The organism is Nocardioides sp. P5_E3, assembly GCF_054049275.1.
The window spans coordinates 19,058-45,114 of record NZ_JBFUMR010000028.1 but is presented as its reverse complement, the minus strand read 5'-3'; the positions used below and the strand labels follow the sequence as shown (position 1 = coordinate 45,114).

21 protein-coding genes are annotated in these 26,057 nt (G+C 68.3%); 14 read left to right on the top strand and 7 right to left on the bottom strand.

The window, feature by feature from the left end; genetic code table 11:
* The first annotated feature begins 118 nt into the window (after positions 1–118).
* The 9 genes from ACXJKB_RS17410 (at position 119) to ACXJKB_RS17370 (ending at position 6,820) form a co-directional block, all read left to right on the top strand.
* On the top strand, positions 119–808 hold the full coding sequence (locus tag ACXJKB_RS17410; RefSeq protein WP_457190563.1) for an energy-coupling factor ABC transporter permease: 690 nt from the start codon (positions 119–121) through the stop codon (positions 806–808).
* Positions 805–1,167, top strand: coding sequence for a PDGLE domain-containing protein (locus ACXJKB_RS17405; RefSeq protein ID WP_457190561.1), 363 nt, complete (start codon positions 805–807; stop codon positions 1,165–1,167). Before ACXJKB_RS17410 ends, ACXJKB_RS17405 begins: the two co-directional genes overlap by 4 nt.
* Entirely contained in the window at positions 1,167–1,850 is a 684-nt protein-coding gene (gene cbiQ, locus ACXJKB_RS17400) for a cobalt ECF transporter T component CbiQ (protein WP_457190559.1), read from the top strand. The genes ACXJKB_RS17405 and cbiQ overlap by 1 nt, the downstream gene beginning before the upstream one ends.
* A 61-nt stretch (positions 1,851–1,911) precedes the next feature.
* A complete protein-coding gene (locus ACXJKB_RS17395) occupies positions 1,912–2,667 on the top strand; it encodes an energy-coupling factor ABC transporter ATP-binding protein (protein ID WP_300046204.1) in 756 nt (251 codons plus the stop codon).
* The gene (locus ACXJKB_RS17390) at positions 2,664–2,912 is read left to right on the top strand and encodes a DUF3618 domain-containing protein (protein WP_457190557.1); all 249 of its coding nucleotides are present in this window, start codon (positions 2,664–2,666) and stop codon (positions 2,910–2,912) included. Before ACXJKB_RS17395 ends, ACXJKB_RS17390 begins: the two co-directional genes overlap by 4 nt.
* A gap of 59 nt (positions 2,913–2,971) precedes the next feature.
* Positions 2,972–3,271, top strand: a complete 300-nt coding sequence (locus ACXJKB_RS17385; protein WP_457190606.1) for a GroES family chaperonin — start codon at positions 2,972–2,974, stop codon at positions 3,269–3,271.
* Between the two features lie 21 nt (positions 3,272–3,292).
* The gene (locus ACXJKB_RS17380) at positions 3,293–5,275 is read left to right on the top strand and encodes an NAD(P)-binding domain-containing protein (protein ID WP_457190556.1); all 1,983 of its coding nucleotides are present in this window, start codon (positions 3,293–3,295) and stop codon (positions 5,273–5,275) included.
* A gap of 88 nt (positions 5,276–5,363) precedes the next feature.
* Positions 5,364–5,510 carry a GPGG-motif small membrane protein gene (locus ACXJKB_RS17375; protein ID WP_457190554.1) on the top strand — a complete coding sequence of 49 codons (147 nt, stop codon included), beginning with the start codon at positions 5,364–5,366 and terminating at the stop codon, positions 5,508–5,510.
* A gap of 989 nt (positions 5,511–6,499) precedes the next feature.
* Positions 6,500–6,820 carry a hypothetical protein gene (locus ACXJKB_RS17370; protein ID WP_457190552.1) on the top strand — a complete coding sequence of 107 codons (321 nt, stop codon included), beginning with the start codon at positions 6,500–6,502 and terminating at the stop codon, positions 6,818–6,820.
* 78 nt (positions 6,821–6,898) lie between these two features.
* Here ACXJKB_RS17370 and ACXJKB_RS17365 read toward each other — a convergent pair whose 3' ends face one another.
* Complete coding sequence (locus tag ACXJKB_RS17365; protein ID WP_457190550.1) at positions 6,899–9,790, bottom strand: helix-turn-helix transcriptional regulator; 2,892 nt, start codon at positions 9,788–9,790, stop codon at positions 6,899–6,901.
* 188 nt (positions 9,791–9,978) lie between these two features.
* Between ACXJKB_RS17365 and ACXJKB_RS17360 the strand changes: the two genes are divergently transcribed.
* A complete protein-coding gene (locus ACXJKB_RS17360; protein WP_457190548.1) occupies positions 9,979–10,422 on the top strand; it encodes a hypothetical protein in 444 nt (147 codons plus the stop codon).
* Positions 10,423–10,513: 91 nt separating this feature from the next.
* On the opposite strand, the gene ACXJKB_RS17355 is transcribed toward ACXJKB_RS17360, so the two are convergent.
* Both ACXJKB_RS17355 and ACXJKB_RS17350 read right to left on the bottom strand, forming a co-directional pair.
* Positions 10,514–12,802: a LuxR C-terminal-related transcriptional regulator gene (locus ACXJKB_RS17355; RefSeq protein ID WP_457190546.1), complete on the bottom strand. Its 2,289-nt coding sequence runs from the start codon at positions 12,800–12,802 to the stop codon at positions 10,514–10,516.
* 430 nt (positions 12,803–13,232) lie between these two features.
* A complete protein-coding gene (locus ACXJKB_RS17350) occupies positions 13,233–13,826 on the bottom strand; it encodes a hypothetical protein (protein WP_457190544.1) in 594 nt (197 codons plus the stop codon).
* A gap of 1,112 nt (positions 13,827–14,938) precedes the next feature.
* On the opposite strand from ACXJKB_RS17350, the gene ACXJKB_RS17345 reads away from it, so the two are divergent.
* Complete coding sequence (locus ACXJKB_RS17345; protein WP_457190542.1) at positions 14,939–15,151, top strand: hypothetical protein; 213 nt, start codon at positions 14,939–14,941, stop codon at positions 15,149–15,151.
* A 200-nt stretch (positions 15,152–15,351) separates the two neighbouring features.
* Here the strand turns inward: ACXJKB_RS17345 and ACXJKB_RS17340 are convergent, their stop codons facing one another.
* The gene (locus ACXJKB_RS17340; RefSeq protein WP_457190540.1) at positions 15,352–16,005 is read right to left on the bottom strand and encodes a DUF4389 domain-containing protein; all 654 of its coding nucleotides are present in this window, start codon (positions 16,003–16,005) and stop codon (positions 15,352–15,354) included.
* Between the two features lie 293 nt (positions 16,006–16,298).
* Between ACXJKB_RS17340 and ACXJKB_RS17335 the strand changes: the two genes are divergently transcribed.
* Entirely contained in the window at positions 16,299–17,192 is an 894-nt protein-coding gene (locus tag ACXJKB_RS17335) for an SDR family oxidoreductase (protein ID WP_457190538.1), read from the top strand.
* 261 nt (positions 17,193–17,453) lie between these two features.
* Here the strand turns inward: ACXJKB_RS17335 and ACXJKB_RS17330 are convergent, their stop codons facing one another.
* From ACXJKB_RS17330 to ACXJKB_RS17320, 3 genes are all read right to left on the bottom strand, one after another.
* The gene (locus tag ACXJKB_RS17330; protein ID WP_457190536.1) at positions 17,454–18,704 is read right to left on the bottom strand and encodes an MFS transporter; all 1,251 of its coding nucleotides are present in this window, start codon (positions 18,702–18,704) and stop codon (positions 17,454–17,456) included.
* A gap of 66 nt (positions 18,705–18,770) precedes the next feature.
* Complete coding sequence (locus ACXJKB_RS17325; protein WP_457190534.1) at positions 18,771–19,691, bottom strand: LysR family transcriptional regulator; 921 nt, start codon at positions 19,689–19,691, stop codon at positions 18,771–18,773.
* Positions 19,692–19,908: 217 nt separating this feature from the next.
* Positions 19,909–23,538 (bottom strand): glycosyl hydrolase, encoded by a 3,630-nt coding sequence (locus tag ACXJKB_RS17320; RefSeq protein ID WP_457190532.1) that lies wholly within the window; start codon positions 23,536–23,538, stop codon positions 19,909–19,911.
* 461 nt (positions 23,539–23,999) lie between these two features.
* Between ACXJKB_RS17320 and ACXJKB_RS17315 the strand changes: the two genes are divergently transcribed.
* On the top strand, positions 24,000–25,028 hold the full coding sequence (locus tag ACXJKB_RS17315; protein ID WP_457190530.1) for a LacI family DNA-binding transcriptional regulator: 1,029 nt from the start codon (positions 24,000–24,002) through the stop codon (positions 25,026–25,028).
* 279 nt (positions 25,029–25,307) lie between these two features.
* Positions 25,308–25,604, top strand: coding sequence for a DUF4193 family protein (locus ACXJKB_RS17310; protein ID WP_457190528.1), 297 nt, complete (start codon positions 25,308–25,310; stop codon positions 25,602–25,604).
* Positions 25,605–26,057 lie beyond the last annotated feature (453 nt).

The following is a 26,057-nucleotide window of genomic DNA, read 5'->3' as shown; positions in this document are numbered from 1 at the left end:
GGTCCGGTTGGTTGTTGCAAGACGATTGCAATAAGGTCGAGGCGTGCCGGCCCGGTATCGGGGGATCCGAGCCGGTCACCAGACATCCAACCAGCCCCGCCCGAGCAGGAGCGACCACGTGCACGTGCCCGACGGATTCCTCGACGCCCCGACCTCGGTGGCGACGGGGGCGGTGGCAGTGGTCGCGGTCGCGTGCTCGTTGCGCGGCGCGCGACGCGAGCTCGACGACCGTACGGCGCCCGCGGCGGGGCTGGTCGCGACCTTCGTCTTCGCCGCCCAGATGATCAACTTCCCCGTGGGCGCGGGCACCAGCGGACACCTGATGGGCGGCGCGCTCGCCGCCGTCCTCGTCGGACCGTGGACCGCGGTGCTGTGCCTGTCGGTGGTACTCGTCGTGCAGGCCCTGCTGATGGCGGACGGCGGCATCACCGCGCTCGGCACCAACATCACCCTGATCGGCATCGTGACCGTCGTCGTCGGCTACGGGGTCTTCGTCGTCCTGCGCCGGGTGCTGCCCAAGCGGCTCGGCATGGTGGCGCCGGCAGCCGCGGTCGGCGCCCTGGTCAGCGTCCCCGCCGCGGCGCTGGTCTTCACCCTGCTCTTCGCCGTCGGCGGCAGCGTCCCAGTCGACCTGGGCGCCGTCATGACCGCGATGCTCGGCTGGCACGCCGTGATCGGCGTCGGCGAGGCGGTCGTGACCGGCCTGGTCGTCGCGAGCGTCGTGGCCGCGCGCCCCGACCTGGTCCACGGCGCCCGTCCGCTCCTGGTCGAGCGCGAGCTCGAGCTCCGCACGGGGGTCGCTCGATGAGCACCCGCCGCTTCTTCGCCGTCGCCCTGGTCGTGAGCCTGCTCGTCGCCGGCGTCGCGAGCTACTACGCCAGCTCGCACCCCGACGGCCTCGAGTACGTCGCCGAGCAGACCGGCTTCATCGACTCCGCCGAGGACTCGGCCACCGTCGACAGCCCGCTGGCCGACTACCAGACGTCCGGCGTCGACGACGCCCGCATCAGCGGCGGCCTCGCCGGGGTGATCGGCGTGGTCGTGATGCTCCTGCTCAGCACCGGCCTGTTCTGGCTCGTACGACGCCGCGGGACCGACGACGCCGACTCCGGTGACGTCGACTCGGACGACGCCCGCCCCGAGCGCGCCCACCAGTCGGAGGCCTGATGGGCGCCGGGCACGGGCACCGGCTCCACTTCCACGGCCACAGCCCGGTGCACCGCGCGCCCGCGCACCTCAAGGTCCTCGCCCTGCTCGGGTTCATGCTGGTGGTCGTCGCGACCCCGCGGCAGGCGTACGCCGTCTTCGCGCTCTGGGCCGCCGTCCTGCTGGGCGTCGTCGCGCTCTCCCGCGTGCCGGTGCGCTACCTGCTGCCGCGGATGGTCGTGGAGGTGCCGTTCGTCGTCTTCGCGGTGCTGATGCCGTTCATCGCCCACGGACCGCAGACCGAGGTGCTGGGCGTGAGCGTCTCCGAGCCCGGCCTCGTGGCCGGTGTCGCGCTGCTCATCAAGGGCACGATCGGCGTCCTCGCCTCGCTCACCCTCGCCGCCACCACCGAGCCGCAGGACCTGATCCGCGGGCTGCAACGGCTGCGGACCCCCGACCTGGTCGTGCAGATCATGGGCTTCATGATCCGCTACCTCGACGTGGTCACCGCGGAGCTGGGCCGGATGATGACGGCGCTCCGCTCGCGCGGCTGCGACCCGCGCTCGCCGCGTCACTGGCCCGTGCTGGCCCGCTCGCTGGGCGCCCTTTTCATCCGGTCCTACGAGCGCGGCGAGCGGGTCCACCTCGCCATGCTGTCGCGGGGGTACGACGGCCGCCTGCCGCAGTCGGGGGAGGTGCGATGAGAACCCCACGACCTTCTCCTCCTCCGCTTCGCTCCTCCGGACAACGCCGCGGGGACCCCCGATGACCACCCCTGTGCTCGACGTGCGCGGGCTCGCGTTCGCCTACCCCGACGGCCACCAGGCGCTGTTCGGGGTCGACCTCCACGTCCACCGCGGCGAGCGGGTCGCGCTGCTCGGGCCCAACGGTGCCGGCAAGACGACCCTCGTCCTCCACCTCAACGGCATCCTCGCCGCGGGGCGTGGCTCCGTCACGGTCAGCGGCCTCCCGGTCGCCAAGGAGCACCTGAAGGAGATCCGTCGTCGTGTCGGGATCGTCTTCCAGGACCCCGACGACCAGCTCTTCCTCGGCACGGTCCGCCAGGACGTCGCCTTCGGTCCCGCCAACCTCGGTCTCAAGGGCGCTGCGCTCGACCGCCGGGTGATGGACGCGCTCGACCGGGTCGGGATGGCCGACTTCGTCGACCGGCCGCCGCACCACCTGTCCTACGGCCAGCGCCGCCGGGTGGCGGTCGCCACCGTGCTGGCGATGGAACCGGAGATCCTGGTGCTCGACGAGCCGTCGTCCAACCTCGACCCCGCCTCGCGCCGCGAGCTCGCCGACATCCTGCGCAGCCTCGACGTGACGGTGCTGATGGTCACCCACGACCTGCCCTACGCGCTGGAGCTGTGCCCGCGGAGCGTCGTGCTGAGCGAGGGGGTCGTGGTCGCAGACCGGCCGACCTTCGACGTCCTCACCGACGACGAGCTGATGTCTGCCCACAGGCTCGAGCTGCCGTGGGGTTTCGACCCGCGGCGCATTGATAGCCTTCCCCGGTGACCCAGGACATGAGCGCGCTCGAGCGCGAGATCGAGGCGACCCGCGAGCGGCTCGCCTCGACGATCGACCAGCTCGCCTACCGCGCCCACCCCAAGACGATCGTCGGTCGGCAGGTGACGACGGTGAAGTCCCACTTCGTCGAGCTCGACACGGGCGCGCCCCGCACCGACAACATCCTCAAGGCGGCCGGTGCCGTCGTCGGGGTCATCGTCCTGTTCGCCCTCGTCCGCAAGGTCGCGAGCTGAGCGTGTCCTCCAGCAGCAGGGCGACCGGGGGCACTGACCCCGGGTCCGCCCCGATCAAGATGCTGCACGACCGCGTGCTCGTCGAGGTCGACCAGGAGGCCGGTGAGCGTCGTTCCAGCGGGGGCATCGTCATCCCCGCCACCGCGGCGATGGGCGCCCGCCGTCTGGCCTGGTCGCGGGTGATCGCGGTCGGCCCGCACGCCCGTGCGGTCGAGGTGGGCGACCGGGTCCTCTTCGACCCCGAGGACAAGGCCGAGGTCGAGGTCCAGGGCGAGGTCTACGTCGTCATGCGCGAGCGCGACGTGCACGCGGTCGCCGCGGAGCGGCTCGACGGCGGCTCCACCGGTCTTTACCTCTGACGCCAGCCCTAGGCTCTGGCCATGGCCTACCTCGTCAAGCAGTCCCACCGCGCGCCGGCGGTGACCTCACCGGTTCCCGTCGACGAGTCGCTGCCGCGCGCGTGCGTGATCGGCGCCGGGTCCGGGGGCATCGCGGCGGCCAAGCAGCTCTACCTGGCCGGGATACCGTTCGACTGCTTCGAGCAGGGCAGTGACATCGGCGGGACGTGGGTCCTCGACAACTCCAACGGCCAGTCGGCCTGCTACGACACCCTCGAGATCAACACGTCGTGCCCGCGGATGGCCTTCTCCGACTTCCCGATGCCGGCGGACTACCCGCCCTACGCGCGCCACGACCAGGTGCGCGCCTACTTCGAGCAGTACGTCGACCACTTCGGCTTCCGCCACACCATCACCTTCGACACGTTGGTCGAGGACGTCTCCCGGTCGGCCGACGGCCGCTGGGACGTTCGCGTCACCGGGCCTGATGGCTCCGAGACCCGCACCTACGACGCCGTGCTCGTCGCCAACGGCCACCACTGGGACCCGCGCTGGCCCGAGCCGGCCTACCCGGGCACCTTCGCCGGCGAGCAGATCCACGCCCACGACTACCGCTCCGGTGACCAGCTCGCCGGACGCGACGTCGTGGTGGTGGGGGCCGGCAACTCGGCGATGGACATCGCGGTCGAGTCCTCCTACGTGGCGCGTACGACGACGTGGTCGGTGCGCCGCACCGAGTGGGTGCTGCGCAAGTTCCTCCTCGGCAAGCCGAGCGACCAGGTCGCCCTGCCGGGATGGCTGCCGTGGTGGGTGACCGCCGCGCGGTTGCGCATCGGGGCGACGTACGCCGGCAGCATGACGAAGTACGGCCTGCCGGCGCCTGCCCACAAGCCCGGGCAGTCGCACCCCGTGCAGTCCGACAAGATCCGCGAGCGCCTCGACGCCGGTGCGGTGACGGCGCGGCAGGGCATCGAGCGGCTCGACGGCGACCGGGTCGTCTTCGTCGACGGCACCACGGCCCCGGCGGACCTCATCGTGTGGGCCACCGGCTACCACGTGACGTTCCCGTTCCTCGATCCCGACCTGGTGTCGGCGCACGACAACGAGCTGCCGCTGTGGAAGCGCACCGTCCATCCCGACCTTCCCGGCCTCTACTTCATCGGCCTCGTGCAGGCCATCGGTGCGGTGATGCCGATCTCCGAGGCGCAGTCGGCGTGGATCGCCGAGACGCTCGCCGGTCGCTACGTGCCACCCGCGGACGACGTCGTACGACGCCAGATGGAGGGTGAGCACCGGCGGGACAAGAAGCAGTTCTACGCCTCGCCGCGGCACACCATGGAGGTCGACTTCGACCACTACCTGTGGGACCTGGACCGCGAGCGCAAGGCCGGTCGGGAGCGCGCGGCGACGCGTGCGCCGTCGCTCGGGTCGGTGCCGGCCCCGGCGCCCGGCGGCGGGGGAGCGCGACGCTCGCTCGCCCGCCTCCTCCTCGGCGCGGCCCGCTGGAAGGCCGTCGGCGAGGTGCCGCAGCGCGGCGTCCTCGTCGGCGCACCCCACACCTCCAACTGGGACTGGGTGCTGACCATGCTCCTGGCGTGGCGCTACGGCATCACGATCCGGCTGCTGGTCAAGAAGGAGCTCTTCGTGGGACCGCTGGGCTGGCTCCTGCGGCGCACGGGCGCCGTCGAGCTCGACCGCAAGAACCCCGCGGCGACGATCAAGGACCTGCTGGCCGAGGCCGAGGGCGGCGACTCCTGGCTGCTCGGGATCGCGGCGGAGGGCACGCGATCGCGCGGCGACTACTGGAAGTCCGGCTTCTACCGGATCGCCCGCCAGACCGGCCTCCCGATCACGCTGGCCTTCCTCGACGTGCCCTCGCGCACCGTCGGCTGGGGTCCGACGTTCCACCCGACGGGCGACGTGAGCGCCGACATGGACGTGCTGCGCGAGTTCTACGCCGACAAGACCGGCTTCAACCCCGACGGGTTCACGCCCCCGCGGCTGCGCGAGGAGGACCGGGCCTGAGGCCGGCGACACGCCCATCCGGGTGTGCAGCATTACCGCTGGGGAACCGTGAAGGCTAGGTTGAGGGTTCAACCGAAGGGAGCATGCAATGGCATTTGTGCTGTGGATCCTCGCCGTCATCCTCGTGGTGTCCGGCATCGTCTCGTTGATCAGGGGTCAGATGCTCTGGGGCATCGTTCTCATCATCGTCGGGCTGCTCGTCGGCCCCGGCGGAGTCAGCCTGTTCACGAAGTAGCATCCCCGCGGGAGAAACGACGAAGGGCCGGTCCTCTGGACCGGCCCTTCGCTCATGTGCGCCATCATGGCGGCCGCGCCTGTCCAACGTAGGCAGTTCGGCCGCCCTTGGGTCCGTCCACGCGTGGGCCATGCGGCGGAACGGTCAACTGCCTACGTTGCTGTTGAGCGCGGCCGGGTGCTCGAGCAGAGTGTCCGACCGGCGGGAGCACGACGAAGGGCCGGTCCAGCAGGACCGGCCCTTCGCTTCTGTACGCCATCAGGGACTCGAACCCCGAACCCGCTGAGAACTCTCCGCAGCAGTGAACGATGACGTGTAGTTGCGGCTAATGGCGGCCTGACCTGCGCTTTCGTCGATCTCCGCCGATTGCCGTCTCTCATCGCGCGGGCTCTTTCCGCCGGACTTTCCGGGCACTTTGTGGGCAGTTTCGAGGCTCTGGCGGGCGGTGGTCATGGGCCGCCGCTGTCGCCAGCAAGGTGTCCGTGCTGCTCGCCATCCTCAAAGCGATCCATCGCAGAAGGCGGACGAGCCGCCTCGACCTGCCCGCCGTCAGCATCCCTCCCAACCAACTGATTCTGTCGAGCTACTACCGGCTTCGACCCGCACAACCACACGAGTCACCCGCTTTCAAGGACATCGCTCGCCTAGACCCTGAGCTACCACGAACTACGTCCTTACGACCGCCGCGTCGCCAAAGCACCTCCGCTGACGCCACCACGGCGATCACTCGGACTCGGGCTCGAAGGGCAGCAGCTAGAGGCCCAAGCCGATCCGCCCCGTCACGGGCATGCCGCCCAGATTGGGCGTGCCTCAGAGGCGCTGCGAACCGCCCACTATGACGCGGCCTCGGTCCTGAACACGAGCGAACGCAGGGTGCCTCGTCTGCGAGTGCCTCACGTCGGGATCGATTAGTCGTTTACCCAATGTGCTCGCCCGTTCCTTACAAGAAGTGTCGGAGGCATCCGGAAACACTGAGCAAGGAGCACACCATGAACATCAAGCACCGCAACACCGGCACCCGGGGCACTTCCAAGCACGTCACGCGCTGGACGCTCGTCGTCGCCTATACGGTGACCATCGCTGCGCTGGCCGCCGTGCCCTCGTCCGCCACAGAGACCCGCGATGGAGACCAACGTCCGTACACCCGCCAGTGCTTCATCGAGCAGCCGCGCTGGAACGTCGCTCTCGACGGCCCGGTTCCGCGTTGCCCCGGGACGGAGACGGCATCGGGAACCGCCACGGAGCCCGGCGACACCTTGCGGTCCGACAGCGTCGACGCTTGGCTCGGCGGTATGGCCCGTGTCCGCTGAGAGGCCACAGGCGCTTCCGAATCGGACCCGTCGGGCAGCCGCCTGCCGGGTCCACTGACGCACCGGCTGGCGCAGCGCCTAGGTGATCCCGTGCTGGTGAGCGAGCGCGGCGGCTTCGGTGCGGTTGGCCACCTCGAGCTTGCCGATGATGTGGGAGACATGCACGGACGCCGTCTTCGGCGATACGAAGAGCTCCTCGGCTATCTGTCCGTTGCTGCGGCCGGCCGCGAGCAGCCGCAAAACCTCCAGCTCCCGCTGACTCAGCCTGCTCAGTTGACCCGGTAACCCAGTCGCGTCGTGACCGGGCAGGCGTGCCGACCGGGCGATCGCGCGGAGCCGGTCGGCCGTCGGAACAGCGCCGAGCTCGTCTGCCAGCTGCAGCGCCTCGGCGATGACTTGCGCTGCTGCGGGTCGTGCTCCTTCCCGCAGCAGCGCGCCCGCGAGCTGTGTTTGAGTTTGAAGTGCATCGAAGGGATGCCCCACGCGCTTCCACGCGGCGTTGACCTCACGCCACCGTTTGGACGGCGTGGGATGGCCTTCCGCTTCTGCCAGCAGTGCCGCAACCTCGCCGGACCACGCGACGCCGAGGTCACCCAGTTGGTGCAGCTGCTCGGACACTTCGCGGATCCGCTCGGTGGTACCCGCGGGCGCGCTGTGGAGCGCCGGCACGATCCGCGCGGCCAGGACCAAGAGCTCTGCGGCTAGGCCGGACGTTTCGACGATGTCGGGAGCCTGCAGCGCTAGCAGCAGGTGTTCCAGCGCCCGTTCCGGCGCGCGATCGAGGATTGCCACCTCGGCGGTGGCCGTCGCCGCCGGGTGCGCGGCCATGAGTGGGGCCCGTGGGTCACCGGGCTTTGGGAGGACCTCGAGAGTCCGGGATAGGTACACACGGGCAGCCTCGACTGCACCACGGCTTGCGGCGATTCGGGTCCGGATCGCCCAGTTCATGCCGGCTGTCATGGGCTCGGTGTCGCCGGCCAAAGCCTCCAGCTGATCGCTTCGATTCCAATCTCCGGCCGCGTACAGGCCTTCCACCAAGTTCTCGGCGACGCTGGCCCACGCCCGCCCGTCGGCCGGTGAGGACAGGTCCACCAGCGAGTCGACCCAGGCCAGTGCCTCGGCGAAATGGCCGAGCGATCCCATGCTGAGCACCGTGTTGACCATGACCGTCGGCGCGGGCGGGGGTCCGTGCGCGGTCAACGTAATGATTCGCCGGTTGCTGGCCATGGCCTGCGCTGCCTGTCCCCGCGTGGTCGCCACGTAGCCTTGCCAGCACAGGAGGGCCATCAACTCACCCAGGTCGCCGCTCTGCTCGACCTTTGACAGTTCCCGGGCGCCTGTCTGCTCCACCAGCGACCAGGGAACGGCCGCGGGGTACAGCTGAATGAGGTTTATCCCGCACAAGGCCGCGAGCGGATGAGCGTGTTCGGCCAGCAACGCCTCGGCGGTGGTTTGAATTTGGTCGGAATCGAGCACCTCTTGGACCACACCCTGCGTGAGCCTCGTGAACCAGGCGATCCGAAGCCGCAGGTACAAGCTCGTGACCCAGTCGTCCTGGCTCCGTTCGAGCTCGGCCCGGCACAACTCGGTGATCCGGAGGAACCCGGCGTCGGTTCCCTGGCCGAAGTGGCTCCGCAAGGTCTTGACCAGCAGCTCGCGACGGTCCAGGCCCGTGACCGCCTCGGGGTCGGGCACGCGATCCCACAGCCGCATCGTCCGGTCGAACCAGGTCGCCGCCTCGACCAGGCCTCCGCGGTCGAACGCCGCACGGGCGGCATCGACCGCTGAACGAAGCGCCCGGTCTTCCTCGCGACACGCGTACCAGTGCTGCGCGAGAGCGGTGAGCCGCTCGGCGGCCGGGAGCGCGTGCGGGGTGAGTTCCAGCGAGGCAGCCCACCGACGATGGCACTCGAGCAGGCTTGCTGCGGACGCGCCGTCCAGCACCGCGTCGCGTAGCAGCGCGTGGTGGAACCGCACCTGACCGTGGTCGATGCCCGAGAGCAGGCCGCGCGCGGTCGCGTCGGCCCGTGCTCGCGCCGCACGGTCCGGGTCGAGGTCGCTCGCTGCCACCACGAGATCTTCGAACGAGTGTCCGGCTCCCGCCGCGGCGGCCAGCAGAAATCGCGCGGTGTCTTCGTCCAGCCCGGTCAGGCGGGCTGCGAGGTTCACCCGCAACACGGTCGAGCCGGCCTGCTCGTCAGGCTCGAGCAGGTGCTCGACGTAGAGCGGGACGCCCTCGCTCGCCACCTGGACTCGTTCGACGAGTTCCGGCGTCACGTGGTCGCCTAAGGCCGCCCGGACGAACGTCTCCACCGCATACGGCGGGAGCGGGCCCAGCGTGATGGTCTGAGCACCTGGGGCTCGAGAGAGGTCCGCCAGATCGACCGTGATCGGTCCCGCATCATGTGGCGTGGAGCGGACCGTGCACACGAGCAGCAACGGGGCGGAGGCGGACACCAGCGCCAAGTAGTCGATCAGGGACCGGGAGGACGCATCGACCCACTGCAGGTCGTCGACGACCAAACAGACCATCCGGTCGCGCATCAACCCCAGGAAGGCGGCGTGCACCGCGCCGAACAGCACCGCTCGGTCGACCGCGACCGACGCGTCGCCGCCGCTCTGGCTGGCGAACGCCGGGTGCAGGACACCCAGCCGCTGGGCGTGCGGGCCGGCGGCGTCGCGCACTGCGGACTCGCCGAGCTGGTTGGTGAGGTCCCGCATCATCTCGGCGGCTACTCCGTAGGCGAGTTCGCCGCCCGCGAGGTTGATGCCGTGACCGGAAACGACTAGGTCGCCTGAGGCGCGCAGCTCGGCCACCAGTTGAGCAACAAGCCGGGTCTTCCCAATGCCCGGTTCACCGTCGACCACGACCACCCGGGCGTTCCCGACGCGCGCCTCATTAGCCGCTCGGCGCAACTGGTCGAGCTCCTCGTCCCGTCCGATGAGTCGGACGCCACGTGTGGCCCTCACACGAGCATCATCGCCCCCACTACCCCTGAATGTCGTGGCCGGTCTGGCAGCGTCTATCCGCCGTTTGATGGCGCCCCGTGAGATGCCGGATCTGCCGATGTGCGAGTGACAGTCCGAGAGCAGGCCAGCGAGGAACGCACCATCTTGGCGCGCTCCTCGTCTAGCCTCGGACAGGGGCAGGAGAGCTGATGATTCGTCGCATCACAATGGTCGGCATGCGCATGGCCGCAGCACTGAGCGTGCTGGGTGCAGGTGCGGCATGCGGCTATTCGCAGAGGCCCGACACCGATTCTGAGGAGCAGGGCCCCGTCATCGCTGTGCGGGAGTGGAATGCCTACCCGACGGCAGAAGTCGTTGGACGACTCAGCCTGAACAAGGGCTGTCTTATGGTTGGCGATTCAGTGGCGTTCTGGGCCGACGGGACTTCCTGGGACCCAGCGGAGCGTTCAGTTGTCTTCAAGTCCGGGGGACAGGTCGCGGTTGGTGACCAGTTCTCGGGCGGCGGTGGCCACTACTCGCAAGGCAACCTCGGCGGGTTGGACGGGGTAGACGTCGATGCAGTCATTGACTGCTTGGACCGCACGGGTCTGAACGACGCTGTCGTTGCTGTACCGCCAGCATCGCCCGGCTGACGCGCTTCAGCCGAGTTCCAGATCTGCCGCGATGGGTGCGCTGCTCCGCGTCGACAACGTCATGGGGGAACACACCTAGTGGCACGGGTGGTCAGATGAGCGAACGCCTGCGACCGATGACGACGGCTTCGGCCCTGGAGTGCGCGCCGAGCTTGCGGTAGACCGCCTGTGCGTGGCTCTTGACGGTGTTGGATGAAAGGTAGAGCTCCGAGGCGATCTCTGAGAGGTTCAGCGGGCCCTGCATGAGTCGGAGCACGTCGAGCTCGCGGCCGGTCAGCGGCTCGTTCAGCGGCTCGTTCAGCGGCTCGTCGAGGATCCGCTCTGCGCCGGGGTTGGTGAGGAGGCGGCGGGTCGTTTCGACCCTGGCCATCATCGCCGGGGTGGTGTCCGGGAAGCGGTTCATGCGTTGTGTCAGCTCGGCCAGCAGTTCGCGACCCTGGTCGGTGTCGCCGAGCTGGGCGAACAGCCGTGCGCTGAGGAGGAGGTGGTGGATCGGCGCCCACACGCCTTGGGCGTTGGTGGTCCGTCGGGCGGCGAGTCCGAGCTCGAGGGTGTTGACGGCTTCGTCGGTCTTGCCTGCCACTGCCTGAGCTTGGGCGAGGGCGACGAACGCCCACGAGGCCTGCGGTGCGGCCCGTAGAGTCTGGCGGTTCAGGATGTCCATGGCCTGTTCAGCGTGCTCTCGCGCCTCGATCAGGTTGCCTCTCTCGTGTTCGGCAAACGAGAGGAGCGACTGCGACATGATGCGGATGATGCCGGGAGCGGGACGGCTGTGGGTGGCTGCCTGGAGCGACACGACGGCGCCGTCGAGGTCCCCGTGGACGTACAGCGCGTGCCCGAACGCCAGGTGCGCGATGGTGTACTGCGGGGACCGGGGGTTCGTCTCGAGCGCGACGGCGAGCCGTGCTGCGGTGAGCATGTCGGCAGGCCCGCCGTAGCCCAACAGGCCGCGCATCTGCGCGATCGAGGACGAGACGGACTGCGACCCATCGGGTAGCGGGCCGAGCTCTTCGAGCCCGTCGAGCGCTTCGAGGTGCCGCGCCAAGGCCGTCTCATCGCCGGTCAGCGCCGCCATCCACGCCGCGGTGACGAGGGCCGCCGGGCCGCTGGGAGGGCCCAGGTCGTTGAGCCAGGACAGCACGGTGCCGGCACGTCCCGCGTCGGCGAACTGCAGCCAGTTGGTCTGGACAAGGGTGGCTGCCTCTTGGGTGCGCCCGGCCTTCAGCCAGTTCTTGATGGCTTCGGAGACATCGCCGTGCGTGGAGAACCAGTCACCGGCCCGGGCACGCAGGACGTCGACAACATCGGGAAGCGTGAGCTCGAGCTCGCTGAGAGCGACGGCGCGGAAGAGGTTGTGGAAGCGGAACCAGCGTCGTTGCGCGTCGAGGGGCACCAGGAACAGGTTGGCGCGCTCCAACTGTTGCAGGACCGTGGCACTGTCCGTCCGTTCGAGGACGTGGTCGCAGAGCTCCGCGGTGAGCTGGTCGAGCACCGAGACGCCGAGGATGAAGTCGCGTAGCCGTTCAGGCTGCCTGCTCAGGACCTCCTCAATGAGGTAGTCCCCGACGAACCGGTTGCCTCCGCTGAACCGCCGGACGAAGTCGTCAGCATCTGTCCGACCAGTCAGCGACAAAGCGGCGAGGTAGAGGGCGGCGGGCCACCCCTCCGTCCGTTCGACGAGCTGCACGAGGGCATTGTCGGACAGCGTCACCCCCTGATGTGCGAGCATCTTCCGCGCCTCGACGACGGTGAAGCCCAGCTGCTCCGCCCGCAGCTCGACCAGGTCGTGGGAGACGCGGAGCCGTCCCAGGCGCAGGCCGGGGTCCGCGCGACTGGTGATCACCAGGTGCGCGTGCTCGGGAAGACTTGCCACCAGCGTCTCGACCTCGGTGTGGCGTTCGGGCGACTGAACGAAGTGGAAGTCGTCGAGGACGAGGACGAGGTCCTCGGGTGCTGCCGCCAGAGCGGTCGTGATCGCCCACAGCAGGGCCCGCGGTCGCCAGGACGGAGTGCCGTCGAGCACGCGCACCGGGTCGGAGACCGGCAGAACGCAGCCAGCCCGTTCCAAGGACGCAGCCACGTGACTCCACAACCGGTCGGGGTCATTGTCACCGTTGTCGAGTGAAACCCAGGCGGTCGGAGGAAGGCCTTCGCATTGCGTCCATTGAGCGACCAGTGTCGTCTTGCCGTACCCGGCGGGGGCACACACGAGGGTGACCGGATGCCGAACGGCCCGCATCATGGCTTCAAGCAGCCGCGTGCGGTCGATCCAGTCCTCGCGCACGGGAGGGCGGTGAAGCTTCGACTCGACCACGTCACCGAACGCGGCGCGAGGCGCACCATCATTGCCGGACGGCTTCCGCCCCAAAGGATCCGCCATTCGTGGCCTCCTCCAGTCGGTTTGGAGGCTAGCGACCTTGTCGAGGCGTTGTCCAAGGTCTTTCCCACGGTGCACCCCGAAAGGGTGGACAAAAGACCCCGCCTACGACCAGGCCGGCCTGCACTGACGCCAAGGGCCACGACATGTCGTGCTCGGTAACGAGGCACACCGGACCGGCGAAGGAACCTTGCCGTGCCTGAACGGTCGCTCATGCCGCGATGAACGCACTCATCTGCCGCTCTCCCAGCAGCCGCAGAGGTGACCCATTCCGCCGCGATTACTGCCGCGAGTCGTTTGGCGCCCTGCGCGGCACGGGGATCAGGGCGCGGTGTGGCTGCCCGATCGGATTACGTCGTGGCCTTCGACGCCCGCCCGAGGAATTGGGCCTGATCGACCCATGCATGCCAGTTTTGAGCAGGTGGATGCGGCCTCACTCGTCTGCGTAGTCGCAGGGACCGCTGACGACTTCCTTCTCCTTACTGTCTCTGATGGAGATGTGCTCCTTCACGTAGCCCGGGCTCTTGGTTGCTCCGGACCGGAACACGGCAACGATGGTCTCGTCACCCCGAACGGGGCGATTGAAGTGGGGCGCCTTCAAGACGAACCACGCGCTCGCCACCCCCGAGGATCGGTAGGTCTCGCCGTCCGAGCCAGACAGCTTGATGTGACGCCACACGCGATTGATAAAGACATGAGCGACACCGTCGTGCAGGAAGCCGTCTTGGGTTTCAATTTCCCGTCCCGCAACCACCTCCAAGATGAGGTCGCCACACCGGAAGCGACCGTGCGCAGCGACGTTCGTCACCCTGTGCTCGAACTGGTCCTCGGCAGCCGCTGCCCGACTGATGTTGTCGGCGTCAATCGGTGCAACCGCCGCTGCAGGTGTCATCAACGCCACGACGGCACCGCAGATCGCCGCGACAAATGCCTTCTTGAGTCCTCTCGCCGGCGGCACCGAAGCGCCACTCGCCGGTAGTCGACAGCTACCTTGACCGACCTCATCCTTCTTGGAGACGTGCGACATGGTTCGATCCCTTCTATGGACTTGGCCCTTCCTGCCACAGTCCTCCACGCGACCGGCAACAACAACGGCCGTCTAGGCCAAAGCGCGCGCGGCCGCAAAAGGGCAGACACATCGTCAGACACACCATCTACGGCGGGGCTGCCGGCGTGGTGTCGCCCCACGTCGGCATCGACCAGGCCCTCACGTAATCCTGGTCGACCTGAACACCAGCGTCTGGGCAGCGCTGACCAGCGGCGGCGCGGCCGACTGGGCGCGTCTCTTTGCCGCGACTGGGTGTCACCTCGCCCTGGTCCAGGGAGGATCAGCGGAGTGGTCAACAGCCAGCCCGAGTCGGCCGGCTGGCCGTAGAGCGCTGACGAGTCTTGGTCTCACCGGGTGCCCGCCGGCGCTCGACTGCGTGAGCGAGCACCCTCGGGCACCCCGTGAGCAGGACTAGGTCTACTCCGGGCGTCGGGTGGGCACAACCATGGTTGAACGCTCGACTTCCTTCCCGCCGTCCACCACCGCACCGTCAATGTGCGGTGCCTCCGACGCGCATCCAATCGGCCGCGGCACGACCGGATTCGCTCAAGGGCGTCCTTGCGCCGCCTGGCGGCGAAGTCGAACCGCCACGCCCGCGCAGGAAAGGCCGGTCTCAGTTGAGCGACGTCGAAGGAGTCGCGCCCGCCGCGGTGCTTGCGACAGAGGCCCGGCGAGGCTTACGTCCACGGATGGTCTAGCCCTGTCCCACCCTCAGCGGCGGTGTTGTGAGACGCCGCCTGGGTTGGCGCGGGAGTTGACATACGGTCGGCGCACGACCCCCGCGGGGGCGTTTGGGTCGAGGCCCCGCCGGGCAGGCCTGGCGGGGCTGATCTCTGCGCAGCCGCCTGCCGATGCAGCTCAAGGCATCCGCACGTGCCTTAAGCGTGTCTCGGATGGGCGCTGCCGTCTGCGAGCGTCTCGGGGGTGCTGTCCGTGACACGCCATGCCCGGACGCAAAGCCGCCGCCCAAGGCGTACCTAAGAGGCGGCTTTCGCATACTGGAGAAGAGCTAACGTTGCGTTCCGCCTCGACGGTCGGCGCGGCCACTCTCGCCAATGCCAAATGTACTCCGGATCCCCCGGGTGTGCTGCGTGGACGAGCGACGAGCCAGCCTGAGTTGCACACCAAACCAACCCAACCTCGACTTCGACCCACTCTCGGACACTGACTTCGGCGCCCACCTGGACGTCTGGAGCGCGGCGTGTGCGGTCTCCCAACAGATCGTCGCCGCGCACGACCTCGACGACACCGCGCGGCCGATGGATTGCGAGGGCGTCGAGCTGCAGCGGCTGATGCTCCGGTGATTATCGGGTGCGCCCAGCACTGCGAACACGCGGACCTGCTTCGCGAGGGGTCGCCGGGACGACTGCCGCCTGAGCCCGACGGCGGAGGTCGACCTCGCCATCTGAGCCGGGACCACGCACACTGCCGCAGTGTGCGCCTCGAAAGTGCCCCATTCCGCCGCGAAGGCACTCCACCACGCGGCGTGTCCTTGATGCGCGGATCAGTGAAGGCTGAAGGGTGGGTAGGAGTCGGTGAGGAGGAGGAATGCGTAGGCCTGCACGCGCAGCGCCCACCGGCCGACTCCGACGATGTAGTCGAACAGTGCGCGCGGGTAGCGACCGGTGAACAGGATCGCGAACCATGCGATCACCACCGCCGCCACGGCGCCGACCCCGAGAAACAGCAGCACGACGTAGTGGGGCAGAGCCAGAAGCCACTTGACCAGCGGTAGCCACCGGCTGAGGCCCTCGCGTGCGTCGGGGTAGTCCAGTTCGAGGTGGACGCTCTGCTCGTCCTCGGTCGAGGGGTAGCGATCGGTGAGGAGGGCGAGGTAGGCGCCCACACGCGTCACGAAGCGGTTGAACTGGAGCACGAAGTCGAACCACCAGCGAGGGTAGCGCTGCCGGAAGACGATCATCAGCGCCGTGGCGGCGAACAGACCACCGGCGATGCCGCCACCGGTGCTCGTCGTCCTCTCGACCACCTCGCCCGACTTGTAGATGACCGTGGTCGACGTCGCGGACGCGCTCACCAGCGACAGCACGATGGCGATAGGGATGATGAGCACCACGCGGAAAAGCGTGGTGACCCGGTCCAGCCGATCGGGGTAGTCGATCTCGAGGCGTGCGGCATATGTCTGCTTTGGGGCAACCATGACAGCTCCTTCGGTCTGCCTCATGCCTACTCCCTGGCCCGCTGCCGCGCCAGGGGCCAACCGGCCGCTGCAAGGCGGGGCTACGTCGAGGCTCCCGCAGGATCGGGGTCCGCCGGACTCGTCCCATGAGGCGCGTCTTTACGCCGCAATCGGGGGATGTGCGTGAGGGTGGTGCCTGCCTGTCGTGGTGCTCGTCGAAGGTGCCCGCTTGCCCTCGTTGCCTTCTATGGGATGGCTGACGATGCTGGAGGGTCAGGCTCGCGCCCGATGCCTGGCTCGAAGGGAGCTTGGTAATGATCTTGGTGGTTGGTGGCTCAGGAGACCTGGGGAGTCGCATCGTCCGGTGGTTGCGTGATGGTGAGCATTCGGTCCGATGCTTGGTGCGTCCGGGCACGGAGGCTGTGCGACTTCGCGAGTCGGGGGCCGAAGTCATCCGCGGGGATCTCGCCGATCTCGCGAGCCTTGCGACGGCGTGCGAGGGAGTGCGCACGGTGGTCGCGTCGGCTACCGCGATCGCCCGGGTGCTCGCTGGCACCAAGCATCCGAGCATCCACGAAGCCGATGAAGTCGGGATGGCGTCGCTTGTCGAGGCTGCGGAGAGCGCTGGTGTTGAGAGGTTCGTCTACGTCTCCTACGCCGGTGCCGACTCGGCCTTGGGCACGCCTATCGAGCGCGCGAAGGCAGCCACCGAGAGGCGGCTCGCTCGGTCACCTATGCGGCGAGTCGTCGTGCGGCCCGATGCGTTTCAGGAGATTCATCTCGCTCCCATCGGGCGGTTCGACATCCATGGCGGCAAGGTCGCGGTGTTCGGAAAGGGCGACACCAAGCGGCGATGGGTCGCTACAGAAGACGTCGCAGCTCTCGTCGCCGCCGTCGCTGTGGAGGTCGATCCACCCGACATCATCACTTTCGGCGGGCCAGAGGCGATCAGCCGCAACGAGGCCATCGCCATTGCAGAACAAGCAACTGGGAGGACGATCAAGGTCCAGCGGATGCCCCGAGCCTTAGCGCGTCTGGGCATGCGGGTCCTGGACCGTCCCAATCCCGCGATGGCGACGATCTTCGGCACCGGGTTGATGCAGGACCTCCTTCGGGTTACTTGGGACGACGCCCCGCTCCGCGAGCGCGGCATCACTCCACGCTCGGCCAGCGACTGGATTCAGGAGCAAGCCCGGACCAAGAGTTGAGTTCGTCTCGTTCAACTCAACCCGCATCACTCCGCCGCCTGTCGGCGCGACGTGACTGCCTGCACCCGCACCGATGAGCGGCCACCGACTGGTGTGCCTCGTTCGGGACGTGATTCGACGGATCCTAGCTCCGTTGCCCTCCAGGACCTCAGGAACCTGCACGGACAAGCGGAATGGTCGGTGGAGGTGCGTCGTCAGCATCGAAGGTCCGTATCCGTGAGCTCGCTTCTCGGATGGGCGATCCAAACCTCGGTTCTCGAGCTACGGCCCGGAGCGAGCACTGAGGCGCACCGCGATGAGCGTTGCTGCGACCTGCGCGCCACACAGAGCGGCGAACAAGCCCCGGGGGTCAGCGAGTGCCAGCGTCGGAGTCACCAGAGCGAACGCGGCGGCGGCGACTCGGGCAACCGCAAGGCTGGTGCCTTGGACTGTGGCTCGGGCGAGCGTCGGAACGAACTCGTGGACCCAGATCTTGTACATGGCTTCCCCGGATACCGCCGCTCCGGCCGCGAAGCAGATGACGAGTGCGCTGAAGGCGACTGGGCTGGGTGAGATTGTGACCGCGAGCCAGCCCGCAGCGGTCAGCAGCGATCCTGCGACCACCCATCTTGCTCGCCTGGGGCGGTCAGCGACTCGCGCGAAGAGGACACCACTGATGACGGCAATCGGCAGCGGTAGCAACATCAGCAGGGCGGCGCCGCGTTCGGTTCCCGCCAGGAGTTGCGTCCAGAGGTAGGGCCGGAACTGGCCCAGGGTGTTGGCTCCGAGGTTCCACAGTGTGTAGTAGGCGGTGATCGCGATGACAGCCGGGGCAAGCATGCGCCGTGTGCGGTTGTCGGGGCCGGCCGGTGAGCTCACCGCGCCCCCGGCCGCGGCTCGGGAACGAGTCAGTCCGGCGGGCTGGGAAGCGGTCACACCCTCGCTCAGCTCTGCTGTGGTGGCGTGGTCAGGTGTGCGGCCGTCGGCTCGCTGGCGGGCAGCGCGCCACTCGCGCGACTCCGGCAGGTTCACGCGCAGTGCAAGCACGGCGAGGCTGACGATGAGTAGGTGGACAAATAGCAGGCGCCCTGCGAGCTCCCCGTGATCTGCCAAGGCCAGCGCGAGGATGCCGGTGGCGCCGAGGCCGCCGAGCCACAACAGCTGGGCGATGACGAGGCTTCGCGCCTTGCGGGTGGGGGCTTCCTCCGCGATGAGCGCGAGCGAGCTGGGTAGGTCGGCGCCTATGGCGAGTCCAGTCAGGAGGCAGCCGAGGGCGAGGGTGGTGGGGTGGTGAGCGCCCGCCAGGACCGCGACGCCGCACGCGTAGACGCCGAGGGACGTGACAAGTACGCGCCGACGTCCGAGATGGTCGCCGAGCCGGCCTCCGGCGATGGCGCCGGTTGCGAACGAGAGCGTTTGTAGGCCGAGGAGCGCGCCGACGGTGAGGGCATCGAGGCCGAGCGGGTCGACGTAGAACCCACCGATGGCGAATCCGGACGCCACGAGTGCGCCGCTGTCCAGGTAGGAGGCCATGCCAGCCGTCGCTGTCAGGCTGGGCGATCGTCTGCGAGACTCGCTGTCCTTCGTCGCCGTCATGGTTCAGGGGTTCGTCGTAATGGGTGGCTCTGAGTGCATGGCGTCGATCGCGGCTGCCACCCGCTCGCGCAGCCAGGCGTGGCCGAGGTCTCCGTTCTTCTTGGGGCTCCACCAGAAGGTGAGGTGCAGCGGCTGGACTGTCCACGGGCACTCCAGGATGCGCACACCAGCGGCCGTGGCGACCCTCCGAGCCACGGACTCCTGCACCAGCCCGATGCGCGTGGACCCAGCGACCAAGAACGGCACGCTGCCGAAGGTTTCGGTGGTGACTTCGACGACCGGTTCGACGCCATGCGAGGTCAGTCCGTCACGGTGCAGGCGCAGCGTCGTGCCGCGTACCGCCGGCACGACCCACGGGTAGGCGGCGGCATCATCGAGCGTCAGGGACGTCGACACTCCCGCGTGGTGTTGATCGACCACACATACCCAACGGTCGGCGCCTGCGCCGACGTGTTCGTGACCGGGTAGCACCTCACGCGGGGCGAGCCAGCCGTCGGTGGCGTCCACCAGCTCCTCGTCGTTGCCGAACTGGTCGCTGAACGGGGACACGAACGCGACGCGCACGGATGTCGCGTGGCGGGCCAGCTCTGCAAGGAGCTGGGGGGCGACCGCCATCTGTGCGTAGTCGCTGGCGGCGATGCGGAAGAGGCGCGTGCTCGTCGCGGGGTCGAACTCGGTGGAGGCCGCGGAGACTGCTGACACGGCCTCGACGGCGTCGCGGGTGGCGACGGCGAGGTGTTCGGCCAGTGGGGTGAGCTCGTAGCCGGAACCCCGGCGGACCAGGAGCTCGTCGCCGAACTGGCGCCGCAGGCGTGCAAGCGCGTTGCTCACGGCCGGCTGACTGAGCCCGAGGCGACGCGCCGCCCGGCTGACACTGCGTTCGGCGAGCAGGGCTTCGAGCGTAGGGATCAGGTTCCAGTCCACTCCTGCTCCTCCAATGTCGGTCTCGAAGCCTTGAGGCCGCCCGCTCAGGCCGAAGGCTTCCGCGAACCGAAGGCCTTCCGCCACGCTGTCTGACAGGTCGTGTCGGTTCCGTCGGCCCCATCATGGACCCCGGTGGTTGATCGAGCGCACCGTTTTGCCGTACGTGCGAGGGCGTGGGCCCGGGGGACGTCTCCCGGGCCCACGCCTGATGTGCGACTCAGCGGCCGGTCACCCGCCTTGCCGCCGAGGTCGCCTTGCCGTCCGTGTAGCCGGCACGGTGCGCGGTGACCGTGACGGTGATCTTCTTGCCACGGTCCTTCGCCTTCAGCTTGTAGCTCTTGCCCTTGGCGCCCTTGATGACCTTGCCGTTGGCCTTCCACACGTAGGTGTAGGAGGTCGCGGCGGGGGTCCACTGGCCGTTGCGTGCCGTGAGCTTGGAGCCAACGCGTGCCTTGCCGACCAGCTTGGGCTTGGTGGTGGCCCTGAGTGCGTCACCCTTGGCGACCTTCACCGCGGCGGAGGTGGCCGTGGCGTTGCCACCTGCGCCGGTGGCGACGACGGCGCAGGTGACGGACTTGTCGACCATCGCGGTGTCCAGGGCGAGAGTCTGCGCATCGGCGCCGGCGACGGCCGTGCCGTTGGCGGACCAGCTGTAGGCGAACGAGGTGGCGTTCGTCCACGTGCCGGGCTCGCAGCGCACTGTCGAGCCCACCTTCGCGGTTCCGGAGATGGTCGGACTTGCGGTGTTGGCCGGGGCACCGGGGGTGCCGGGGCCTCCGGTGCCGGGTCCAGTGGCCTCGGCCTGTGCCATCGGCTTCAGGGTGACGGGGCCGACGATTCCGTACTCCTGGGTGACGCCGCGGGTGGCGACGGCCGGCAGGACGGTGGCGAGCTGGTTGTTCAGCGTCGTCGAGACCCGGACGGTGACCGCGTTGCTGCCGGCCTTGAGGTACTCGCCGATGTCAGCCTTCGCCGACAGCGGGTCGATGGAGACCGACTTCCCGTTGACGGTGAGCGCCATCGTGTCGACGACCTGACCGAGCGACAGGACGGCGGAGTTGCCCTGCTGCCAGGTCGACGGCATGTCGACGTTGATGGAGTAGGTGCCCACACCGGACACGCCGGCCAGCTCAGGGACGTCCGGCCACGCCTTGAGACCGTCCATGGTCACGTCGACGACGTTCTTGGCGATCTCCGCGCCGGCAGCACCCGTGGCGCCGGCCGGGTTGGCGTTGGTCCACTTCTCCACCGACACGTTCCACGTCTTGTCGGTGAGCTCCACGGCAGGGGCTGCGGCAGCGATGGTGGCGCTGACGGTGCTGCCGTCCGAGAGCTCGGCGGTGTACGTGCCGGGCTCGGTGTCACGCAGGATGACCTTGTCGTCAGTGACGACGGCCCGGTCGGCGGTGGTGCTGACGACGTGCCGCTTGAGCTCCTTGACGCCGAACTTGTTGGGGTTCTTCGTGAGGGCGACGATGGTGGACTCGTCGCGTCCGAGCGCCACGTTGACCGTGACGGTGCCGTTGCCGACGGTGTACTGGCTGATCGGCGTGATGGTGCCGGTCACCGTGTTGAGCAGGTACGGGGCGCCCTCGCCGGTGAGGGTGACGTCGAGGTCGACGGGCTCACCCTTCTGCCGGCACGGGGTGAGGGTGCCGGTGTAGCGGCAAGCCTCGGGCTCCTCGTAGACCATGTCGCGCGAGGCCCAGTCGAGACGCTCCTCGCCCTGGTTGTAGAGGAAGTAGTAGTCCGTCCCCGCGGCGCGATCCTTGAGGTGGCGGCCGAACATGGTGGACCGCTCGGACGGCTTCATGTCGGGCTGCACGCCCCACGCCGCGAGCTTGGCGGGCACGCCAGCCTCGGAGGCGACGCGACGCACGGTGGGCTGGTCGAGGATGTCCGACCACACGGCACGCAGCTCGGCGTCGTCGCCGTTGTCACCTGGGGTGGTGTCCGGGGCGGCACCGACGAGGAGGAGCTTCATCCCGTCCTCGGCGAGCTCGAGCATCTTCTTGGCGGTGGCGACCGGCATGGCGGACTTCAGCGGGTGCCACGGGGTCTGCATGCCGGTGTTGACGATGAGGGTCTTGTAGGACGGGCCTGCGGCATTGAGGACTCCGCCGGTGACCTTGGCGTCCTTGGACGCGAGCAGGGTCGGGTTCACGTAGTCCCAGCTGTACCCGGCCCGCTGCATAGCCTGGTCCTCCCACATGCGGTTCTTGAACGGGGAACCGTCGGTGTTGACCAGCGCACCGGCCGGCCACTCGAAGGAGTGCAGGTACACGGCGACGTCGATGTCGGAGCGACCCTGGGTCATGACCTGCTGGTTGCGGGCCATCCACGTGTTGAACTCCGGGGCGTCGGACTCCCAGTTCGGGTTCCGCGGACCCCACGAGCCGCTGAAGCTCGTCGGGCCGAAGTTGCCGTAACCGGGCCACGTGCTCGTCGGCGAGTAACCGGTCGGGTACACGTGGTAGACGTTCTTCGTGATGCCCGCGGCGAACGACTTGTTCATGCGGGCCTGGACGTCCTGCAGCGTCTCGACGTAGTTCTGGCTGCCGACCGCGCAGCACTCCTCGGAGTACCACGGGTTGCCGGTCCAGCTGTTCGCCGAGGCGATGGCACGCCAGATGTCGATGTTGTCACCGACCAACGACTCGTGCTCGGGGCGCTGGAGGTTGTACGCCATGTCGATCTGGTCCTGGTACGGGGCGTCGGCGCCACCGATGTTCGGGTCCTCCGGCTGCAGCCGCAGCGTCATGCCGTACGTGTTGGACCACGCAGTGAACGGCCTGATGCGGTTCTCGATGAACAGGTCGTTGCGGACTTGGTAGAAGTCGCTGCGCACGCGCTGGTCGCGACCGTTGCTGTAGCGGAAGTCGGCGTAGAACAGCGCCGCGAGGTCAGGGACCAGGTTGTAGCCGGCACGCGACTGGAAGTCGGTGGCCATGCTGCTGCTCCACAGCTCGGTGGGAGTACCCCACGGGTCGGTGGGGTGGGAGTCGACGAAGATGTCGGCGCCGTTCGCCTTCAGCTTCGCCTTCAACTCCGGGGTCCACAGCGCCTCGTAGCCGTCGATCATCGCCTGCGTGCCCTGCTTCGTCAGGGTTTCGGGGGCGTTCTGGAATGCCGAGGCGCGGAACGTGACGAGCTGCCACTGCGCGCCAGCCGGCGTGGCCGGAGCGGTCCAGTTGATGTTCCCGACGGTGCTGCCGCCGAAGAAGCCGGCCGTGTTCTTGTCGGTGACCTGGCTGGTGAGGTTGATGGCGGAGCTGCGGTCGAGCTGGCGCGGACCCGTGGTCTCACACGTGGCGCTCGAGCAGCGGTAGGCGATGACGGCGACCAGGGTGCCGGTGCCGGGCAGGGCGCCGGTGAAGTTCTCGCCGGCGTTGACCGTGGTGCGGTTGTTGGTCAGCGTTTTGCGGGTGTAGTCGTTCGTGTTGACCCACGTTCCCGTGACGGGAGCGCCCCCGGAGTACTTGATGCCAACCTTGATGCCGAGCTCGTTGGCCTTGTCGAGGATGAGGGAGAGCTGCTCGTTGGTCGGGTTGCCGCCCTGACCGATCTCCACGCCCGCGATGTTCGCGTCAGCGAGGTCCTGCAGGTCGGCGAGCAGCTGCTCGTTCGTGGTGGTGGCCGGCGGCCAGTTCCAGCGCACCCAAGCCTTGTCGTTGGCCGGAGGGTTGGCGAACGTCGACGCGGTGAGCTCGGTGACGGGGTTGACCCCGTTCCAGTAGCTGACCTTGGCTTCATCTGGCGAGGCAGCGGGTGCTGCCGAAGCGGTGACCACCGGGGCTGCCACCGAGCCGGCGGCAGCCGTCACGGCGAGCATGGCGAGAGCGCTCACCATCACTACCCTTCGTCGCCTTGGCGACGCGCTTGGACGCTGGGACATGCGTACTCCTTGTTGTGTGCCCGACATGCGGGCGTGACTGCCACCGAGCCAGACGGACCGGGTGGTGGGCCAGCTGCAGAGCTGTGGTGAAGCGCCGCCGGGGAGTGCCACCGTCCCCCGCGACTCCTCGCATCACGTTCACTTCGACTTGGCGTCCTGAGATTGGGTCGCAATTTCAGGCGTCCGATGTGAAACGATTCATGTGGTGTGTTTCACAAGTTTGGTCCGAGCGTTGTGACGACCGCAACACCACAGGCACAAGTGGGCATTCACCGTTTGTATGTCGGTTATCACCGTTGTGCCGACGTCGTAGTGCACCGGCGAGAGCCATTCCACTCTCACTGGTCTGCCGCTACCGTCGTCGCTCGGCGGGCGCGCGTCCTGCAACCGCCTGCCTACGTTTGAGAGGACTGATGACCGGCTCGCTCGACTTGCCCCGCGCTGCGCGCATGACTGACGTCGCTGCGCTCGCAGGCGTCTCCGTGGGGACGGTCTCCAACGTGCTGAACCGTCCCCATCAGGTGTCCGCCGCGAATGTGACGCGAGTGCACGACGCCATGGCACAACTGGGATTCGTCCGCAACGAGACCGCGCGGCAGCTTCGCGCCGGACGCAGTCGCACGCTGGGCTACGTCATGTTGGACGCAACGAACCCGTTCTTCACCGATGTCGCCAGAGGCATCGAGGACGCCGCCGAGCAGAAGCATCTCTCGTTGTTCCTGTGCAACAGCAGCAACCGAGCCGACCGTGAGGCCGCACACCTGGCCCACCTCCGCGAACAACGGGTGGCGGGCATCCTCATCACCCCGGTGGACCCCGCGTCTTCCTTCCTCGAGCAAGCAGCCGCCGTCACCCCTGTCGTGCTTGTTGACCGGACCCGAGCCGGCGGCCAGTTCTGCACCGTGTCCGTCGACGAGGTCCTGGGCGGACAGCTGGCCGTGCGGCATCTCCTCGACCTCGGCCACGAGCGCATTGCGTTCATCGGGGGTCCGGACACGCTGGGCCAGGTACAAGAACGTCTGCAAGGCGCCCGGCAGGCATGGCACGCCGCAGGCATGGCCCACCCAGACCTCGTCGTGCTTGCGACCACAGGACTCAGCGTCGAGGACGGCCGGCGCGCTGGCGAGCGGCTCGCCGGCATCCCGAAGCGCCGTCGACCCAGTGCGGCGTTCTGCGCAAACGACCTCGTAGCCCTCGGACTCCTGCAGCACGCCATTGCGTCCGGAACCCGCGTTCCTGAAGACCTGGCAATCGTCGGATACGACGACATCGACTTCGCCGGCGCCGCGGCCGTACCACTGAGCTCAGTAAGCCAGCCCCGAGCCGAACTAGGTCGGACAGCCGCCCGACTCTTGGTCGAAGAAGCCAGCGACCCTAGTCACGCCCACCGGCAGGCCCTGTTCCAGCCTGCGCTCGTAGCGCGACGATCGACAACCGGCTGACGGGCTCCGTCCGCAACTGCGCGAAAGGCTCACCGCGGACCTCAACCTGGCTCGGCTCACCCTCTGCTAACCGGACGACCGTGCAGTGGACTTTGTAACCCGCGGTTGGACATCCGGATCTGCCGCTCTCGGCGCAGTCGCAAAGGTGACCCATTCCGCCGCCTGTCGGGTAGCTGCCGGCAGTCACGCATCGGCGACCCCTTGCTCCTAGCCCCTCCCATTGCGGCCGCCTCCGCAGTCGAAACTAGGATTCGCGCTTCGCCCTGAGAGGACCTGCAAATGGCTACCGACTACGACGCATCCCGCAAGACCGAAGAAGAGCAGAAGGAAGAGAGCCTTGAGGCCCGCCGCCTCGCATCAGGTGACAAGGACAAAACCTCAGGGAAGGTAGACGAGGACGAAACCGAGCTTGCCGAGTCATACGAACTTCCTGGCGCTGATCTCTCGCACGAGACGCTGTCCATCGAGGTCGTGCCAAAGCAGACGGACGAGTTCACCTGCACGTCGTGTTTCCTCGTTCAGCACGAATCTCGACGATCCTTGCCGGCTGTCGACCTCTGTGCAGACTGCGCCTAGCGACTCGGCACCCATCCTCTCGGCTCGGGCGGGCGAGGGCACGTATGCATCTCCGATCGCGCGCTGATCCCACGCACGGTCGCACGCGTCATCGCGCCGCCTGTCGGGAGGTCCGGATCTGCCGACATGCGGATGGTGCTCCTACTAGTCGTGCCCGACGCGGCTGAGGAAGTGCAAGAGTTGACCGAGGACTGCGTCGCCGTGTCGCTGTGGAGTTCGTGCTGTCCGTCCTTGACTAGGACGAACTGTGCCTTCGGGCCGATGGCGGCGGCCAGGTCGCGGCTTCCAAATGGCTCGGTGTAGGTCTTCGCACTCCGGTGCACCAGCCGCACCGGCACGGCCCAGTGTGACCCCCTTTGCCTGAACCTGGTCGCGCCCTCGGGGGGACCCGGCCGGGCGGCGGGGGTGTCCGTCCCGACCGGGCCTGCGCGGCCGTTGCGATGCTGACCTCGC

What these genes read in the sequence shown, in the direction of transcription:
- ACXJKB_RS17380 (WP_457190556.1), top strand. Translation starts at nt 3,293, where the DNA reads ATGGCCTACCTCGTCAAGCAGTCCCACCGCGCGCCGGCGGTGACCTCA.
- ACXJKB_RS17310 (WP_457190528.1), top strand. Translation starts at nt 25,308, where the DNA reads ATGGCTACCGACTACGACGCATCCCGCAAGACCGAAGAAGAGCAGAAG.
- cbiQ (WP_457190559.1), top strand. Translation starts at nt 1,167, where the DNA reads ATGGGCGCCGGGCACGGGCACCGGCTCCACTTCCACGGCCACAGCCCG.
- ACXJKB_RS17360 (WP_457190548.1), top strand. Translation starts at nt 9,979, where the DNA reads ATGATTCGTCGCATCACAATGGTCGGCATGCGCATGGCCGCAGCACTG.
- ACXJKB_RS17370 (WP_457190552.1), top strand. Translation starts at nt 6,500, where the DNA reads ATGAACATCAAGCACCGCAACACCGGCACCCGGGGCACTTCCAAGCAC.
- ACXJKB_RS17385 (WP_457190606.1), top strand. Translation starts at nt 2,972, where the DNA reads ATGCTGCACGACCGCGTGCTCGTCGAGGTCGACCAGGAGGCCGGTGAG.
- ACXJKB_RS17315 (WP_457190530.1), top strand. Translation starts at nt 24,000, where the DNA reads ATGACCGGCTCGCTCGACTTGCCCCGCGCTGCGCGCATGACTGACGTC.
- ACXJKB_RS17330 (WP_457190536.1), bottom strand. Translation starts at nt 18,704, where the DNA reads ATGGCCTCCTACCTGGACAGCGGCGCACTCGTGGCGTCCGGATTCGCC.
- ACXJKB_RS17395 (WP_300046204.1), top strand. Translation starts at nt 1,912, where the DNA reads ATGACCACCCCTGTGCTCGACGTGCGCGGGCTCGCGTTCGCCTACCCC.
- ACXJKB_RS17375 (WP_457190554.1), top strand. Translation starts at nt 5,364, where the DNA reads ATGGCATTTGTGCTGTGGATCCTCGCCGTCATCCTCGTGGTGTCCGGC.
- ACXJKB_RS17355 (WP_457190546.1), bottom strand. Translation starts at nt 12,802, where the DNA reads ATGGCGGATCCTTTGGGGCGGAAGCCGTCCGGCAATGATGGTGCGCCT.
- ACXJKB_RS17340 (WP_457190540.1), bottom strand. Translation starts at nt 16,005, where the DNA reads ATGGTTGCCCCAAAGCAGACATATGCCGCACGCCTCGAGATCGACTAC.
- ACXJKB_RS17405 (WP_457190561.1), top strand. Translation starts at nt 805, where the DNA reads ATGAGCACCCGCCGCTTCTTCGCCGTCGCCCTGGTCGTGAGCCTGCTC.
- ACXJKB_RS17335 (WP_457190538.1), top strand. Translation starts at nt 16,299, where the DNA reads ATGATCTTGGTGGTTGGTGGCTCAGGAGACCTGGGGAGTCGCATCGTC.
- ACXJKB_RS17350 (WP_457190544.1), bottom strand. Translation starts at nt 13,826, where the DNA reads ATGTCGCACGTCTCCAAGAAGGATGAGGTCGGTCAAGGTAGCTGTCGA.